Genomic DNA, 15,981 nt, shown 5'->3' with positions numbered 1-15,981 from the left:
GCGAAAGGATCCAGGCAGTTTCAACAAAACACCAGCAAGAGCAGAGCGTGTTAAAACGTAAAGCTGTAGTTTCCGGACCCTAGCAGAAGTATATAAGTTTGAGCGGTTTGCTCCATCCCAAGCAGTCCGGCCATTTGGTCTAGTCGCTCCCCATTCTCTAGAATATCGTCTCCTTGATTCGCCGGAATGACCACTTCCGCCGTTGTATTCGCAGGGATAAGTACATCCATCTTCACCGCACCGTGATCCTGTTTGCTCCAATCTACTTTGATGGTTCCGTATACGGAATCGAGAGAAGCTTCAGCCCATGAGAACTGCTCGCCGATCTGCGGCTGGATTCGTATTTTCTTGTATCCCGGCTCAAGCAAATCGATGCCGCCAACAACGCGATAGAGCCAATCCCCGATGGCGCCATAAGCGTAATGGTTGTAAGAGTTCATATCGTCGCTCCAGAACGAGCCGTCCTGCTTGATGCCGTCCCAGTGTTCCCAGATGGTGGTCGCCCCTTGGATCACGGAATATAGCCAGGACGGATATTCCTTCTGCAGCACCAGCCGGTAAGCCAGCTCCGTATAACCGAACCGCGAAAGTACCAAGCACAGATAAGGCGTGCCAACAAACCCGGTCGTCAGGTGTACTCCGTTTTCTTCGATATGCTCGGCTAACATCTTGGCCGTGCGAGGACGATTCTGTTCCTCCAATAAATCGAACATGAGGGCCAATACGTAGGCGGTTTGCGTCGGAGAAGCCACCCGCCCATTCGGCGTGACAAACTCCTTGCGGAATGCCCGAACTATATTTTCGTGCAGCCCTTCATACGCTTTCGCATCTTCATTTTTGCCTAGCACGGCTGCGGTTTTGGCCAGCAACTCTGTCGAGTAGGCGTAGAACACGGTGGCGATCAAATCTTTCGGCGTCGCCCCGATGTAGCTGTTTTCTTTGGCATCCAAGCCAAGCCAATCTCCGAAGTGAAATCCGGTATTCCACAGAAACTCGTCATCGCCTTGGGCCCGAATATACTCGACCCAAGCTTTCATGCTCGGGTATTGCGTTTCCAGGACGCGAATATCCCCATAACATTGATACAGCGTCCAAGGACAAATGACGGCGGCGTCCCCCCAAGCGGCAGAACCGTATCCGGCGATCGGCACATCGGGAATGACATGCGGAACGCGTCCGTCCGCCTCTTGATCTGCGGCCAAATCCTTTAGCCATTTTTCAAAAAACGGAACGACATTCATATTAAAAGCGGCGGTGCGAATAAAGACTTGCGCGTCTCCCGTCCAGCCCAATCTTTCATCACGTTGCGGGCAATCCGTCGGGATATCCAGGAAATTGCCCTTCTGTCCCCAAAGGATATTGTGCTGCAACTGATTCACCAGTTCATCCGAGCAGCGGAAGCTGCCAGTTGGCTCCAAGTCCGTATGAATGACGCAGCCGATGAATGACTCCAGCAATTGATCTTGCGGTACACCGGTCACTTTCACATAGCGAAATCCTTGGAAGGATAAGTGTGGTTCGAATGTTTCCGCTTCGCCGCCCCGGCATATATAAGTGATCGTCTGCTTGGCCGAGCGCAGATTTCCGGTGTAGAAATTCCCGTCGCGGTCCAAAACCTCAGCATGCTGTAAAGTAACGACCGTTCCGGCTTCGGCGCGCACCGTAAACCTTACCCATCCGACCATGTTCTGGCCCATATCGAGCACAGTCTCGCCTTTAGGCGTTGTTACAACAGCGATAGGCCTAATGGTTTCGATAATCCTGGCCGGTTCGTTTTCTTGGGCAACCAATGCGGATTCCGGAGGATTCGTAATCATCGCCTTTGCCCAATCTTGATCCGCAAATCCGGGAGAAGACCATCCGTCCATCTCGAGTCTGGCGTCGTAGGTTTCGCCATGATACAATTCCGACATCCGAAGCGGTCCTGATGAAACACGCCAGTTCCCGTCCGAAACAATGATCCGTTCGGAGCCGTCGGACAATGTCATATAGAGCTGGATCATAAGAGCGCGCGTTTTGCCGAAATGCTCCTTTTTACCTTCCCAGGCCAAATATCCTCTATACCAGCCGTTGCCCACAATACAGCCCAGTGCATTATCACCTGCGGAGAGGAGTGAAGTCACGTCATAGGTTTGATACTGTAGCCGTTTGTTATAGCTGGTCCAGCCGGGGCCAAACAGCGTGTCATCCGCCGGAACACCGTTGACATACAGCCGATACAAGCCGAGCGAGGTCGCGTATACCCGCGCTGAAACCACGTTGTCCGGCAGGGTAAAGTCCGTGCGCATATAATCGCATGGTTCATCCCCCGACTCCTCGCTGCGCGGCGGCGCCGCGATCCAGCTTGCCTGCCATTCCCCGGCCGATAGGAATGCGGTTTCCCAGTAAGCAGGGGCGCTCCATGCCGATACGTTCCCTTGGCGGTCCCACACGCGCACTCTGAAATAATAGCGGGTACGTGACTTTAACGCAGGGCCCTGATATTCAATATGAACACTACGATCCGACTCCACTTTTTGGGAGTCCCAGACGATTTCAGCGCCAAAATCGGGATCATAAGCCACTTGGACCTGATAGGCGTTTTGCACAAAGCCTCTGGTTTCCGCACTGATCCGCCAACTGAGCCGTGGCCTCAAATCGTCGATTCCCAGGGGATTTTTTCGATAATTGACGCTAAGGTCGGAAACTGTAAAATGGGTCATTGGTATCGCTCCTCTTTATTTATTGATCCCTTACCTTGCCAATGGCATCATTACGTCTATTGTACGGGGCGGAGCCATCTCAATCAGGGGATGTTTCTGACATTTTTATAGGTTGATCTAGACATTTTGCAACCGGTTTCGTATGATGGAGCCAAACCGAACAAACCATGCGAGAGGGGCAGCGAAAAGCATGAGTGTCAGACGCAGCTCTTATGTGATGTCAGGAGAGAGCTTTTTCGAGCCGGGTGTGCCGATCTATGTGAACCGGGCTTTCGAAACGTTTGAGTTGACCGAGCATTCCCATGAATTTATCGAGATTACGTACGTCAGCGAAGGAGCGGGCGTCCACTATATCGACAGTGAAGCCGTTCCCGTGGAACATGGGACACTGTTTTTCATTCCGGTTGGACGCAGCCATGTGTTTCGGCCGAAGACGCTGAAGAAAGACCGTCCCCTTATCGTTTACAACTGTTTGTTTCCGGCGGTGTATTTAACGGAACTTCGGGCGGGATTTCCCGAGGCCGCCGACATTTGTGAATTATTTACCGACGAGCGCTTGCCCTGGTTATCCATGAAAGATGCCACCGGAGAATATCAGGCCATGTTCCGCGAGATGTATCGTGAATTCTCGGCAAAACCGCCGGGATATTTGGCTGTGCTCGCTTCCCTCGTGATGCGGATATTGACAGGCTTGTACCGGCATCGGCTGCAGCTCGGCACTTCTAACGGGGACCGCCCGCAATGGCTGACCGTCGACGAAGCCGTCGCCTATATTAACCGCAATTACGCCACCGAGCTTAAGCTTGGTGAACTCGCCGCCAAAGCTAATCTTAGCGCGCGGCAATTCAGCCGCCTGTTCCAGCGTCAAACTGGTATGAACTTTACCGACTACGTGCAAAGCATCCGCATGGACGCCGCGTGCCGATTGCTGACCGGAGGCCGCAGCAGCGTGGGGGAGATTGCCGCCGCAGTCGGATATGCCGACTTGAAATTTTTTCACCGGTTGTTTAAGAAAAAAATCGGCACCACCCCGAAACAATATCGTAAGATGTTTTCGCAAGGTTAAACCATCAGCCTAAAATCGATTAGAGCTGGATGATCGCGCTTTCATTTTTTTGAAAGAGAGCAAGGCGGCACTTCAGCAATTTAATGTTTCGGTTGTTTCCTCAATACCACTGGCGAACAACCCTCCATTTTTTTAAATACCTGGGTAAAATACATGTAATCCGAAAAACCAACTTTCTCACCGATGACGTACAAAAGTTCATTGGTATGGATGATCAGCTCTTTCGCCTTAGCAATCCTTAACCGGTTTACATATTCTTTAAAGGAAACGCCAAATTCACGTTTAAACCGATGACTAAAATAATTGGGCGTCATTCCCACATGCTCGGAAAGCTTCTCTACGGTAAGCTCCTGTGTATAGTTCTTGCGAATAAACTCATCTGCACGTGTCATGACAGGACTTAGTTCTCTCGATAACCGCATGCTCATCTTCTCAAACGTGGACACAACGATCTTCTTAAAATCATCCATCGCCAAAGCCTCCGACCTTTCGTCGATCACGGCTATTTTTTTATAGATATATTCGACTACATCGCTTGGAGCGTTTCTTATGATGACCATAAAAAACTGAAGCAAGTTCTTTGTATACGTGGCGATGCTCTTTCTGCTATATTTACGTTCCAGCTTAAGCTGTTCAAATTCATTTTGAACCACATCAACCAGGGGAGCCAAATCCCCCTGAAGCAACTGTGCTTTAAATTTCGCATGATCCAGCAAACCGGTTATCGGTTCATCTGCGAATTCCATCGTTTCATCTTTAACATGTATAGAACCCTTGCCTTCGTACAGCCTTAAAGATAAAGCTTGATTAGCTTCGTTATACATCTCCACAAATTCCGACACATTGCCGTAACTGCTTATTCCAGCCGAAAATGAAAGCTTGCCCTGGGATTGCAATTCACGGTTCCAAGCACGCAACTGATTCAACAATTCACTTACCCATTGCCGAGAGTACAAAAAGGACGGCGTCTCAGATTTGAGCAAAAATACAAGGCTGCCTTCTTTAGATCTCAAGCAGATTCCTTTTTCAGTCAGTTCACTCGATTCAAAGAGATGGCAGAGCATCTCCGCTGCGGCTGTCACTGTTTCGATATTCGTATTCCAGTCTTCGTCAATCCGAGCGGCTACACAAATAAGCCCCCCCGCTGCGTCAACCCCATAATGTTGCTGCAAACCTTCCAGAATGATCAAGCGGTCCGTTATATTGCCCGCAAGCAGTTCAGACCTGAAACTGGCTTTATAGGACTCGAGATATTTATTAAACTCTTGTTCCGTCATTTGTTCCCGGATAATCTCCTCTTTGACCCTCTTGATCAATGCGACTAGACTCCGTGCCCGAATAGGCTTCATTTCATAATCTACAGCATCTAGCTGAATGGCTGTCTTGAGGTATTCAAAATCGTTATATCCGCTTAGGATGATCACCTTGGTTTGCGGTCTAATCCTCTTAATTTGCTTCAGAAGCGTAAGTCCGTCCATTCCGGGCATTCTCACATCCGTCAGCACGATCTCCGGCAACATTTCCGTAAATTTTTGAAGGGCCTCAACTCCATTGGAAGCCGTAATCACTATCTCGATATCCAAGGCATGCCAGTCGATTCCCTGCTCTATGCCTGTTCTGATCTGATCATCATCATCCACAATTAACAGCTTCATTCAGAATCACCTCCCATTCTTTATTCAATAAGAGGAATGTACACTTCAACTCTAGTGCCGCCCCCGTGCTTGCTGGTGAAATGAAGGCCATATTCCGGTCCGTAACTGATCTTGATCCGATCATCGATGTTTTTTAAGGCAAATACGTTTTTCGTTTCTCCTTCTCGGGTCATCATTTGATGAATTTTGGTTTCATCCGTCCCCAGGCCATTATCGGTAACGATGAAACGAATTCCCTGCTCCGCTCTTGTTATACTAACTTCTATTACACCCCCATCAATAACCTGTTCCAGCCCATGCACGATCGCGTTCTCCACTAAAGGCTGCAAAACTAATTTAGGCATTTTATAATTCATCAGAGCAGGATCCGCATGGATACGGAGCTTGATCCTTTGACCGTATTTTCGTTTCTGAATCAGCATGTAATTTTCTAAAAAATCGACTTCTTGACGAATCGTGACAGAAGGCTCTCCCTTATTGAGAACATGCTTGAATAATTCCGCAAGCGCTTCGATCTGCTCGCTTACATCATAATTTTTCTGCTTTAAGGCAAGCCAATGGATCGAGTCTAGCGTGTTGTATAAGAAATGAGGGTTGATTTGCGCTTCCAATGCCTTGATTTCTGCCTCTCTCTGTTTAATTCTTCCAACATATACGTCATTTATCGTTTCTTTCAGTTGATGAACCATCCGTAAGAAACCATTACTTATGTCACCAATTTCATCTTTGGAATCAATCGTCAAAGCAATATTGAAATTTCCGCTTTTCAGCTTCATCATTTCTCTCCGCAATAGCTGCAAAGGTTTAAGTAAATATTTGTGCTGTACAAAAGAGAACAGTACGCCAAAAAAAAGACACAGCAGGATTGCGATAAGTAAAATTAAATTAATCGTTCTCCTTAACGTAGAAAACGATTTTTCGGGAATGATTTGCACTAATTTCCAATCAGGTTCCTCGATCGTATAATAAAAAGCAACTTTTTTGTCATCATCGATTGTCGTTTCTAGGTAGCCTTCATTTGTATTAAAAATTTCTTGAATACTCGCCACATGATCCAGTTTGCTTCCGACCAAAATTCTTTCTGTAGAAGATAAGACAAGCCCCTTAGAATCCAATAGAAAAATTTGAGCGCCGGCATTAGACTGCAGATTGCTGAATATCCGATACAGGTTTTCTTCATCCAAATTGAATCTTTCGATCCCGATCATTCTTCCATACATGTTCAGATCCATGATCCCTCTGTAATATGCAATTTCTCCGGGCGCGGTAACCCAAAAGGCTCTTCCTTGAAGATTCATAGCGCGTTCCCTCACGGCTGGATCCATCTCCGGGACCTGCATCCCTTTTTGGAAGACAAGCTCTTGGCTTGAATATAAGCTTATTGACTTATAGTATTTTTGGGAACCCAGTATATCATCCAGCCAATTGTTTACGTTCCAATAAATTTTGTCGTAATCCGTTAATTTATTGTATTTTCCGCTAGCGAAATCTTGAATAAGTTCGTTGGACAATATTCGCTTTGATTTATCGTTCGTATCTGCCACGATGGATTCAAAGTTTTGGCGGGTTTGCTTTAAAGTCTCGAGTACTGTATCATAGGTTCTTTTTTGCGTTAAGCTGGCGAATTGATAATTCAAATATAATCCCACCAAAATTAAGGGCAGGATAATAAATATCATGATGCAGGAGTACAGTTTCAACTTCAATGATAAGTCCTTAAACTTGATGATACTTACCACGCTCCAATGTCATTAGTGCGTGTTCAAAAAGTCGAGTTTTCAGCGCCGAGAAGGTTGGATGAAGCTAGGGACGTCAGGAGCGGAGCGTACGTTTTGGGTACGTGAGCACCGGAAGGCCCGGCTGATTCAAGATTCGACGTCGAGACCACTTCCTGACCTGCTTCGCGATCAAAAGTTGACTTTTTGAACATCCTCTATCAGTCATGCTGGATAGCCTCTTGTCTAAGCTGGTCCAACTCTTTCAAAGAATCCATTCCATAAAATAAAAAGTTTGCCGGCATGTTATTACCCATGTAATCAGCTATTGATGGTGAGAGCGACAATATTTCTTGCTCTTTATAGATTTTTCCAATGTCTTTGGAATATTCAGCGAAATTGGGATCATCCACTGTCACACCTTTTACCATGACTGGTACACCGCTGTTCACCCGATGTTGAAGCACTTCAGCGCTCGTCAAATACTTGAGGACTTCGACCGATGCTTCCGGATGCTTGGCATTGATTGGAATCATATAGCCGTTATAACCGCCCAACACTTTTGTCCGAGTTCCCATATGAGGCCAGCTTATAATTTCAATATTCCTTAATCCGGAGCCTTTGATGGATTGTTTGGCAAGGCTGTTGAGGTCTGCCTTAATGGCTATCCTGCCGCTTTGAAAAGCGGTATTGACTTGATCCAAAGTCGTCGTCAAAGCCCCTTTGCCCGGATACACATACTCTTTATCGTACAATTCCTTTACTTCATTAAATACGTTCACAATCGTTGGATCGGTAAAAGGAATTTGGCCTTTAGACCATGCAAGTAATTTTTGCTCATCCGGCCAAACCGAGTAGAACAGCTCTCTTACCGTCCAAGAAGCCCAATCTTTTTGCAGTCCCAGAGGGGCGATCCCCGCCTTTTCCTTAATGATTGACAGTATATTCTTAAATTCATCCCAGCTAATAGGGCCATCCGGAAGATCCACTCCCACTTGATCAAGAATGTCTTTATTCACTTCCAGTACCGGATAGACCGGGGTATTCGGCACCGCATATACCTTTCCATTGTAGGTTCCGGTATTCAATGCCCCGTCGAGGAAGGAGCTTTTCCATTCACCGTTATTAGCTTCAAGGTAGGGAGTGAGATCCAATGCCAAATTTCCGTTAACCAAATTTTTCATTTCGCCAGGCCAATACATCACAAGATCAAGCGCTTCTCCTGAAGCGACAGACGTTTTGATTTCTCTCTCCGCATGGGCCGCTTCCCATATTTTAAAGGTAATATCATATTTATCTGCAAAGTGCTTTGACACCAATTCTTCTTCAAGTTTGGCGTTTGTGTCTTCCGTGCTGGCTATCATTAGCGTCAATTTTATTCTTTGTTCAATCGGGCTACCACTTTCCGGTACGGGTTTGTCCGTAAGTTCCGATGAATTTGGCGGTTTGCCGGCACATGCGCATAATAGCAACATCAAGCAAACGAAAATCGCAATTCTCACTTTTGATAAATTCATGGTGTCCTCCCGGTAACCTTGTTTCCGAAACAAATTCACCTTCATTATAAGGTAACCAATTAAAAACAACAAACCGGGTATCTTACATCTTTGGACAACAAGCAGGTCAACCTACAAGGTCGACCTGCTTGTACTGGAAACCGGCATGCTTGTCGCTATGACACCTCCACATCCGCGTAAAAACCTCTTGTTTTTCCGTCAATGAACAAGTCGGAGCAAATCCGGAAAGAGCCTTTCGCCCGGATGTCATGGGAAGAAGCCCCAACCATAACCTCGATTTCACCTGCTTCGATTTTCCACGTCATGTTGGTATCCAGGAAAGCAAATTGACTCGGATCCATACGGAATTGAACCGTTCTCGTCTCGTTTGGTTTCAACGGAACTCTAACGAAACCGGCCAGTTCTTGCACGGGGCGTACGACACTCGCATATTTGTCGCGAATGTAGAGCTGAACGACTTCCTCGCCGAATACCTCTCCCGTATTCGTGACGTCGATCGTGACGATAACTTGTTCAGCAGGCTCATACGCTTCCTTGCTGACCGTCATGTTCGAATATCGGAAGGAAGTGTACGATAAGCCATGTCCAAAATAATAACGAGGCTCGCGAGGGCAATCCAGATAACTCGTATAATCGTTCATTGTGCCGACATGGTAGCTTGAACCTTGGTCGTGATTATAGAAAAGAGGCACTTGTCCGGCGTTGTAAGCAATCGAAACGGGCAATCTTCCGGCCGGATTATAATCGCCGAATAAAATATCCGTCACGGCTTTCGCCCCGTATTGTCCCGGATTCCAGGCTTCGAGAATAGCGTCGATGTGCTCGTCTGCCATGTCGCTCGATATCGGTCTGCCGTCAAAATGAACCGCGACCGTCGGCTTCTGCAAAGCCGCCAACTTACGGATGAAGCTTTCCTGGCATTCCGGAAGCCCAATATTCGTCGTATCGATCCCTTCGCCCGTTGTGCTGAACATGCCCCAGCCATGCTTCCCGCCCAGAGTAAGGATGACCACATCCGCTGCTGCTGCCACCGCCAATGCCTCATCATGCATGGACGTATCGTTCCCGGCATAGGCGTAACCATAGGCGTAAGTCACTTCGGCATCCGGACATTCCAGAATGATTTGCTCGAGCAGATGATTACATGTCGGATAATGCTTTCTTATTAGTTCCTCCGTTTTTGGGCTTTCGACCTGCACAATACTTCCGGGATACGTGTAGTGATCCTTAGCCACACCGAACTCGCTCGCGTTCAAATTTGAAATTTTCTCAAAGTCCACGCCCGCCATCGTGTTCCCGACATTGTGCATGGCATCGAACAAGCTCGTATACGAATAGCCGCCGAACAATGATCTCGTGGATGCCGCATGGTGGCCGATAACGGCGATTTTCTTCTGCGCGTTCCTTTGCAATGGAAGCAGGCCATTATTCTTCAGCAGAACGATCGATTGACGCGCTGCTTCCAAGCTGGTTGCTTCATTATTGGGATCTGCATAAATCCGTTCCACGGCAGCGCTCGGCATTGGATAAGGATTCTCGAACAAGCCCAATTCAAACTTCGCGATCAACACGCGGCGGACAGCTTGATCGAGAATCTCTATGGAGATCTTTCCGTCTTGAATACGCTGCATTAACTCGTCGTTATAGCAGTCTTTCGCAGGCAATTCCACTTCCATGCCGGCCTTCAAAGACAATTCACCGGCATCCGTTAAGGTCTCGGCAACCCTATGCCTCGAATGAATCTCCGAGATGGAGACGTAGTCGGATACGATCAAGCCGTCAAAGCCCATTTCCCCGCGCAGAAATTCGGTGAGGTACTTTCGGGAACCGGCTACAGGCTCGCCATCGATGGAGCTGTACGTATTCATGATCGATTTCATGTCCGCAAGCGTTATGACCGCCTGGAATGGCTTCGCATATACCTCCCGGAGCATTCTTGGCGGAACCGGCGTTGACGCAGCATGAATGCCTCCCTGGGTCATATGGTAGCCGATAAAATGTTTGGCGCACGCCAACATCCCTTCTTTGAGGTCGCCATCGTTTTGCAAACCCGACACATAAGCCGTTCCCATTGCCGCCGCCAATGCCGGATCTTCTCCATACGTTTCGCCTTGACGTCCAAAGCGGGGATCGCGGTTAAGATCCAACACCGGGGCGAACGCATGCGAAACGCCGACGGCCCGGGCCTGATTGCGAATAATGCCGGCCAGTTCCTTCTGTAGCCCAGGGTTCCAGGTGGAGGCTTGTCCGATTCCCGTGGGGAAGCTTGTTGCTTCAGGAAGCATGGCCCCTGTTAATGTCTCCACATGAAAAATAGCAGGAATGTTGTGATCGCTTAATTCCATAATTTTATTCTGAATATGTGTAACCTTTTCAACTACGGACTCCTTGTTCTCCAATCCGCCCGCGAATAACATGACGACTTCCCCTGCGCCCTGAGGAAAGTCCTGCTCCAGCTTTTCAATCGACCCTTTATCTGGCATATAGCCGACAATTTGGCCCATTTTTTCTTCAATGCTCATTCTTTTTAATAAGTCATCCGCACGTTCTTCAGCCGGAAGCGAAGCATTCATAAATTTTCCATTAACAAATTTATTCATAATCCTCAACTCTCCATTCCTCTTTCCAGTCTAAATAAGCCATTTCTCCATCAAATCGGATCGGCAGCCATACGTAATCCGCGACCGATGTATCGGTATTCATGTCACATGAATAATGGACCTCATCCATAACAAAATCAGTATCCGGTTCAAACATTCTCCGATATATCTCCGCAGTTTTTTGATAGCCCTTGCCGTTTGCATGATCTTCCCCCGCTAAATCAGGAAGATTTGGCATCCATCTGTCAGCTAATGCAATGTACAAATCTTTTTTAAATGGATGCCTAAATACAGAAGTAATCTGCGAGTTATAAGAAGTTCTGGAGGTATCGTACGGATGCGGATCACCCAGCACCTCCCACGGACCATGGAAGGATTTCGCTACCGCCACCTCCGAAGGGTTGGGATGATATCCGGTTGTTCCGGATGTAAACATATAATGCCGTCCCTTCCTAAAGAAGTAGGCTGGGGCTTCACGTACATACGGCGGCTGAATATTAGGAAAATGCGTGGAATAATATCCTGTCACATCCGTATAGTCCTCCGTCAGATCCGCACAAATAAGCTCGCTGTGGACTCTTTCGAAATAATAGTAGGCCTTACCGTCGGGTCCCACGACTAAATCGAAATCCCCCGCACTCATATTCAACGGGCGAAGATCACTTTGCACCATCGTATAAGGCCCCAGAATATGATCGGCCGTCAAAACCGTGGATTTTTGCGTCCCATCCCTTTTCATCACTTTGATCCAGCATACAAATTTTCGTGTCGTTTGATTAAAAATAATATGAGGTCTATCCATATATTGAGCAGGATGCAAAGGAGAAGACTCATCTTCCTCATCCGGAGGAATAATGATCCCCTGGTCTTCCCAATTGTATAAGTCTTTAGAGGCATAACATCGTACTCCCCAATGCCAGATTCCGCTTCCGGGTTTCGTTTTTTCTTTATTTTCACCGTACCAATAGAAAGTATCTCCCACTGTAATAACAGATCCCCCATGTGCCTGAATACGTTTTCCTTCGGTATCCAGCCATACTTGTCCGGGTCTAATTGAGTTATATTTCATTTTCATCTTTCCTTCCGAATTAAATGAACTGAACTTACTATTCTTTTACTCCCCCTAATGTAATCCCTTTTACAAAATATCTTTGGAAGAAAGGATACAACACCAGGATAGGTAAAATCCCAATTGCTGCAATGGCCATTCTTATCGTCGTTGAAGGCAGCTCCGATACTTTAGCGCCGATAGACTGGGCTTTGGAAGCATTTTGCAGCAGGACTTGGATATTTTCGTTGATATTGTTCAAAATGATTTGAATCGTATATAAGGAAGCCCCGTCACGGCCCGACAAATAATACATCCCGTTTTGCCAGTCATTCCAATAAGACAGACCGGTCATTAATCCAATCGTGGCAATAATCGGCAAACTTAGCGGCATGATGATTTTGGCGAATATTCTGAATTCACTGGCGCCATCAATCGTGGCCGCTTCTTTTAACGCTCCGGGAATACTATATGAAATGTAATTCTTGACCAGAATTACATTAAACGCGTTCATCAGAAGAGTCGGAATAAGCAGTGCCCATATCGTGTCTTTAAAATCCAGGTAATGAACGTACGTGTAATAGGTAGCAACCAAGCCTCCATTGAACAGCATGGTGAATATCAGAATGAAGTTAACGATTTTCATCCCCGGTATATGGGATTGGGATAAACCATAGGCAAATAGAGTCGTAATGAAAACACTGACAACGGTCCCAATGAATGTTACAACCAGCGTCATAAAATAGGCTTTCCCGATCGTCCCCCACTGCACCGCAATATATTTATAGGCTTCCAAACTTAGCTTTCCGGGAAAAAATGAATACCCATGTTCAGTAGCCCATGCTTCCGCAGTAAATGAAGAGATAATTAACAGCAAAAATGGCAGTATCGCACACAGTGCAATGATGCCGCAAACCAGGTGGGCGATAATTTGTGTTACTCTAGCCTCTCGCGTTCTCATAGTTATCTTACCCCCTTAAAACAACGCATTGTCACGGTTATATTTCTTAATAAAGAAATTTGCGGCTAAAATAAGAATAAATCCTACGATCGATTGATAGAAACTGGCAGCGCTGGACATCCCGTAATCGCTATTGCGCAACAAGGCCTGATACACATAAACATCCAAGGTTCTCGTTACAGAGTAGAGCGCTCCGCTGTTTTGGGGCATCTGATAAAATAGACCAAAGTCAGACCGGAATATTTGACCGACACTGAGTATAAATAGTGTAATAAACGTAGGCTTCAGAAGCGGTATGGTAATATGCTTAATCTGTTTCCATTTGCTCGCTCCGTCAATCGTCGCGGCTTCATAATAGTCCTGGCTGATTCCGACAATGCTTGCCAGATAAATAATCATGCTGTACCCAATACCTTTCCAGGTATTAACAAGAATCAGAATAAGCGGCCAGTATGTCTTATCCATATACCAGTTTATCGGGTCTTTGCCTAAAGGCTCCAGGATCGAGTTATTAATTAAGCCCGTTTCCGAAGACAAAAAAGCGTACCCAAGATAGCTTACAACCACCCAACTCATTAAATACGGAAGCAAGGTTACACTTTGATAAGCTTTTGAAGCAAACTTGCTGCGGATCTCATTAATCAAAATGGCCATAGCTATTGCGGCAATAGTGCCGACAATGAAAAAGGCGACATTATAAAGAATGGTATTCCTTGTAATGACCCAGGCATCATTTGTGGCGAATAGAAACTTGAAATTGTCCAATCCGCTCCAGGGGCTTCTGAAAATGCCGTCTGAAAAGTTCAATTTTTTAAAAGCAATGATGACTCCAAACATCGGGATATAGTTATTTATTAAAAGATAGAGAAGCCCCGGCAAAATCATCACATAGACTGGAAGAAACTGTTTCCAACGTTTCTTCTTTTTTACTTTAACCGCATTAGCCGCCATACAAATCCCCTTTCTGTAAGCGATAGGGCCGCCTTCCGGCAGCCCTCTTTCTACCCCTTTAAATTTTACTGCTTGTTACTTGGCAGCCACTTATCCAGTTGTGTCTGATTTTCTTGGATAATCTTATCCATCCCTGCCGCTTTCAACGCCGACAAGAACTCAGGCATCGCCTTCGCTGGATCCAATGCTCCACTATTAATCGCTGGCGTAAACTGTTCGATCACGGTTGAAACGGCAGCTATTTCCGACGATACATTAGTCTGAACAAAACTATACCCTAAAGCCGGCGAGTATCTCGATTCAGGGATACGATCATCATCCTCTTTCAGAATTTTGTTCTTATCAATCGGTGCAGGAGCCACAATAGGCCACTCCAAACGGTTACCATAAATACCATAGGGTTGATAATAAGGAAGTTTAGAGGTGTCTTTGTCCAAATACTCAATTAAAGTGCCTTTGTCCGACTGTTCCACCACTTTATAAGATTTTCCTTCGATACCAAACTGGAGTAACCACGCCGCTTCTTTATTTTTATAAATATAATTCAGCACTTCCATGGCTTTGGCAGGATCTTTTGACGCCTTCGTGATGTTCCACATAATATTTTGACCGCCATTGTTCGCGACATATGGATCAAGCATTGGAATTCCGGTAAATTCCATACCCGCAGACGCACCATATTCACTAGCCGATAGCCGGTCATTCCAATAGAACATCCCTAAATATTTTTTGGTTGCAATCAGTGAATCCGGTGACTGTTTTGTAATCGCAGCATCCGAGGAAATGTATCCTTTTTGTGCCCAGTCATACATTTTTTTCGCATAACTTGCGTATTCGTCAGTAGCAAAAAGATTGGTAACGGTCGTATCGTCAAATCCACGATTCAACATCAGTACTCCGGTCGCAAGCGATCCGCCGATTTTGTCGTACTCAATGTAAGAACTATTTAATGGATCTTGCGTCGTATTCCAGGGGATAGTCATATAGAAATCTTTACCTTCCCCCGCTTTAATTTTCGCAAATATTTGATCCAAATCGTCCAATGTGTACTTTTTGTCAGGATCAATGGTAATGCCGTATTTCTTCAAGAGATCTGTTCTTGCAAGATAACCATAGGTATTGCCTTTAATGTACACCGGGGGGATACCGTAGATTTTTGAATCATAACTGGCGCCCTGCAGTAACACTCCTGCCTGTTCTTTAATATCCTTTCCGTGCTGATCAAGCAGCTCATCCAAGGGAATAATCATTCCACTGTCTACCGACGGCCCCAAACTAGTAAAAGCAGTCAGCATAATGTCAAGCTGTTCTCCACTGGCTACGGCAAGAGAAGCTTTTTTGGTGGACTCATTTAAGCCAACCGGTTCAAATTTCACTCGTGCTCCGACATCTTTTTCCAGCATGGCGTTGAGAGCATCCTCCACCTCTTGAAAACCTGATCCCAGATTTCCCGGCGTCGGATACTGCCAAATGATAGTTGGGATTTCGGCAGCGGCATTGCCGGCACCCTTGGCATCATTAGTTGCTTTAGAATTGTTTGAACAAGCAGTTAAGGCAGACAGAGCAAGAACTAATGCCAGCGTTACCCATTTCCTCATCTTTACTTCCCCCTTTGTAATGGTTTAAGCGGTTTTCTAAGAAATATTAGCGCTTACATTTCAAATTATATAATTGCGGAATTAGGGCGGGTATCTTGAAAAACTACAATTACTTTAGCTTTTCTTTAATAAGTTAGAAAATTTTCGGATTCATACGCATACGAAAAT

The 15,981-nt window shown here is 46.1% G+C and carries 10 protein-coding genes; 1 reads left to right on the top strand and 9 read right to left on the bottom strand.

Annotated features, from left to right (window positions below):
- Positions 1-50: 50 nt before the first annotated feature.
- Entirely contained in the window at positions 51-2,702 is a 2,652-nt protein-coding gene (locus tag EHV15_RS18080; protein WP_128632426.1) for a glycoside hydrolase family 78 protein, read from the bottom strand.
- Between the two features lie 190 nt (positions 2,703-2,892).
- On the opposite strand from EHV15_RS18080, the gene EHV15_RS18075 reads away from it, so the two are divergent.
- Positions 2,893-3,768: an AraC family transcriptional regulator gene (locus EHV15_RS18075; protein ID WP_128632425.1), complete on the top strand. Its 876-nt coding sequence runs from the start codon at positions 2,893-2,895 to the stop codon at positions 3,766-3,768.
- An 80-nt stretch (positions 3,769-3,848) separates the two neighbouring features.
- Here the strand turns inward: EHV15_RS18075 and EHV15_RS18070 are convergent, their stop codons facing one another.
- From EHV15_RS18070 to EHV15_RS18035, 8 genes are all read right to left on the bottom strand, one after another.
- Positions 3,849-5,423 (bottom strand): response regulator, encoded by a 1,575-nt coding sequence (locus tag EHV15_RS18070; protein ID WP_128632424.1) that lies wholly within the window; start codon positions 5,421-5,423, stop codon positions 3,849-3,851.
- A gap of 20 nt (positions 5,424-5,443) precedes the next feature.
- Complete coding sequence (locus EHV15_RS18065; protein ID WP_178075880.1) at positions 5,444-7,060, bottom strand: cache domain-containing sensor histidine kinase; 1,617 nt, start codon at positions 7,058-7,060, stop codon at positions 5,444-5,446.
- Positions 7,061-7,359: 299 nt separating this feature from the next.
- Positions 7,360-8,655: an ABC transporter substrate-binding protein gene (locus EHV15_RS18060; protein WP_178075879.1), complete on the bottom strand. Its 1,296-nt coding sequence runs from the start codon at positions 8,653-8,655 to the stop codon at positions 7,360-7,362.
- A gap of 155 nt (positions 8,656-8,810) precedes the next feature.
- Positions 8,811-11,255, bottom strand: coding sequence for a glycoside hydrolase family 3 N-terminal domain-containing protein (locus EHV15_RS18055; protein ID WP_128632421.1), 2,445 nt, complete (start codon positions 11,253-11,255; stop codon positions 8,811-8,813).
- The gene (locus EHV15_RS18050) at positions 11,248-12,330 is read right to left on the bottom strand and encodes a family 43 glycosylhydrolase (protein ID WP_246061661.1); all 1,083 of its coding nucleotides are present in this window, start codon (positions 12,328-12,330) and stop codon (positions 11,248-11,250) included. The genes EHV15_RS18055 and EHV15_RS18050 overlap by 8 nt, the downstream gene beginning before the upstream one ends.
- 31 nt (positions 12,331-12,361) lie before the next feature.
- Positions 12,362-13,264 carry a carbohydrate ABC transporter permease gene (locus tag EHV15_RS18045; protein ID WP_128632420.1) on the bottom strand — a complete coding sequence of 301 codons (903 nt, stop codon included), beginning with the start codon at positions 13,262-13,264 and terminating at the stop codon, positions 12,362-12,364.
- Between the two features lie 15 nt (positions 13,265-13,279).
- Entirely contained in the window at positions 13,280-14,215 is a 936-nt protein-coding gene (locus EHV15_RS18040) for an ABC transporter permease (protein WP_128632419.1), read from the bottom strand.
- Positions 14,216-14,280: 65 nt separating this feature from the next.
- Positions 14,281-15,813, bottom strand: a complete 1,533-nt coding sequence (locus tag EHV15_RS18035) for an ABC transporter substrate-binding protein (protein WP_128632418.1) — start codon at positions 15,811-15,813, stop codon at positions 14,281-14,283.
- Positions 15,814-15,981: the final 168 nt, after the last annotated feature.

Origin of the sequence: Paenibacillus oralis (genome assembly GCF_003863965.1) — a bacterium.
GTDB lineage: Bacteria > Bacillota > Bacilli > Paenibacillales > Paenibacillaceae > Fontibacillus > Fontibacillus oralis.
Note: the sequence above shows the minus strand (reverse complement) of the source record. Positions and strands in the feature narration are given on the sequence as shown.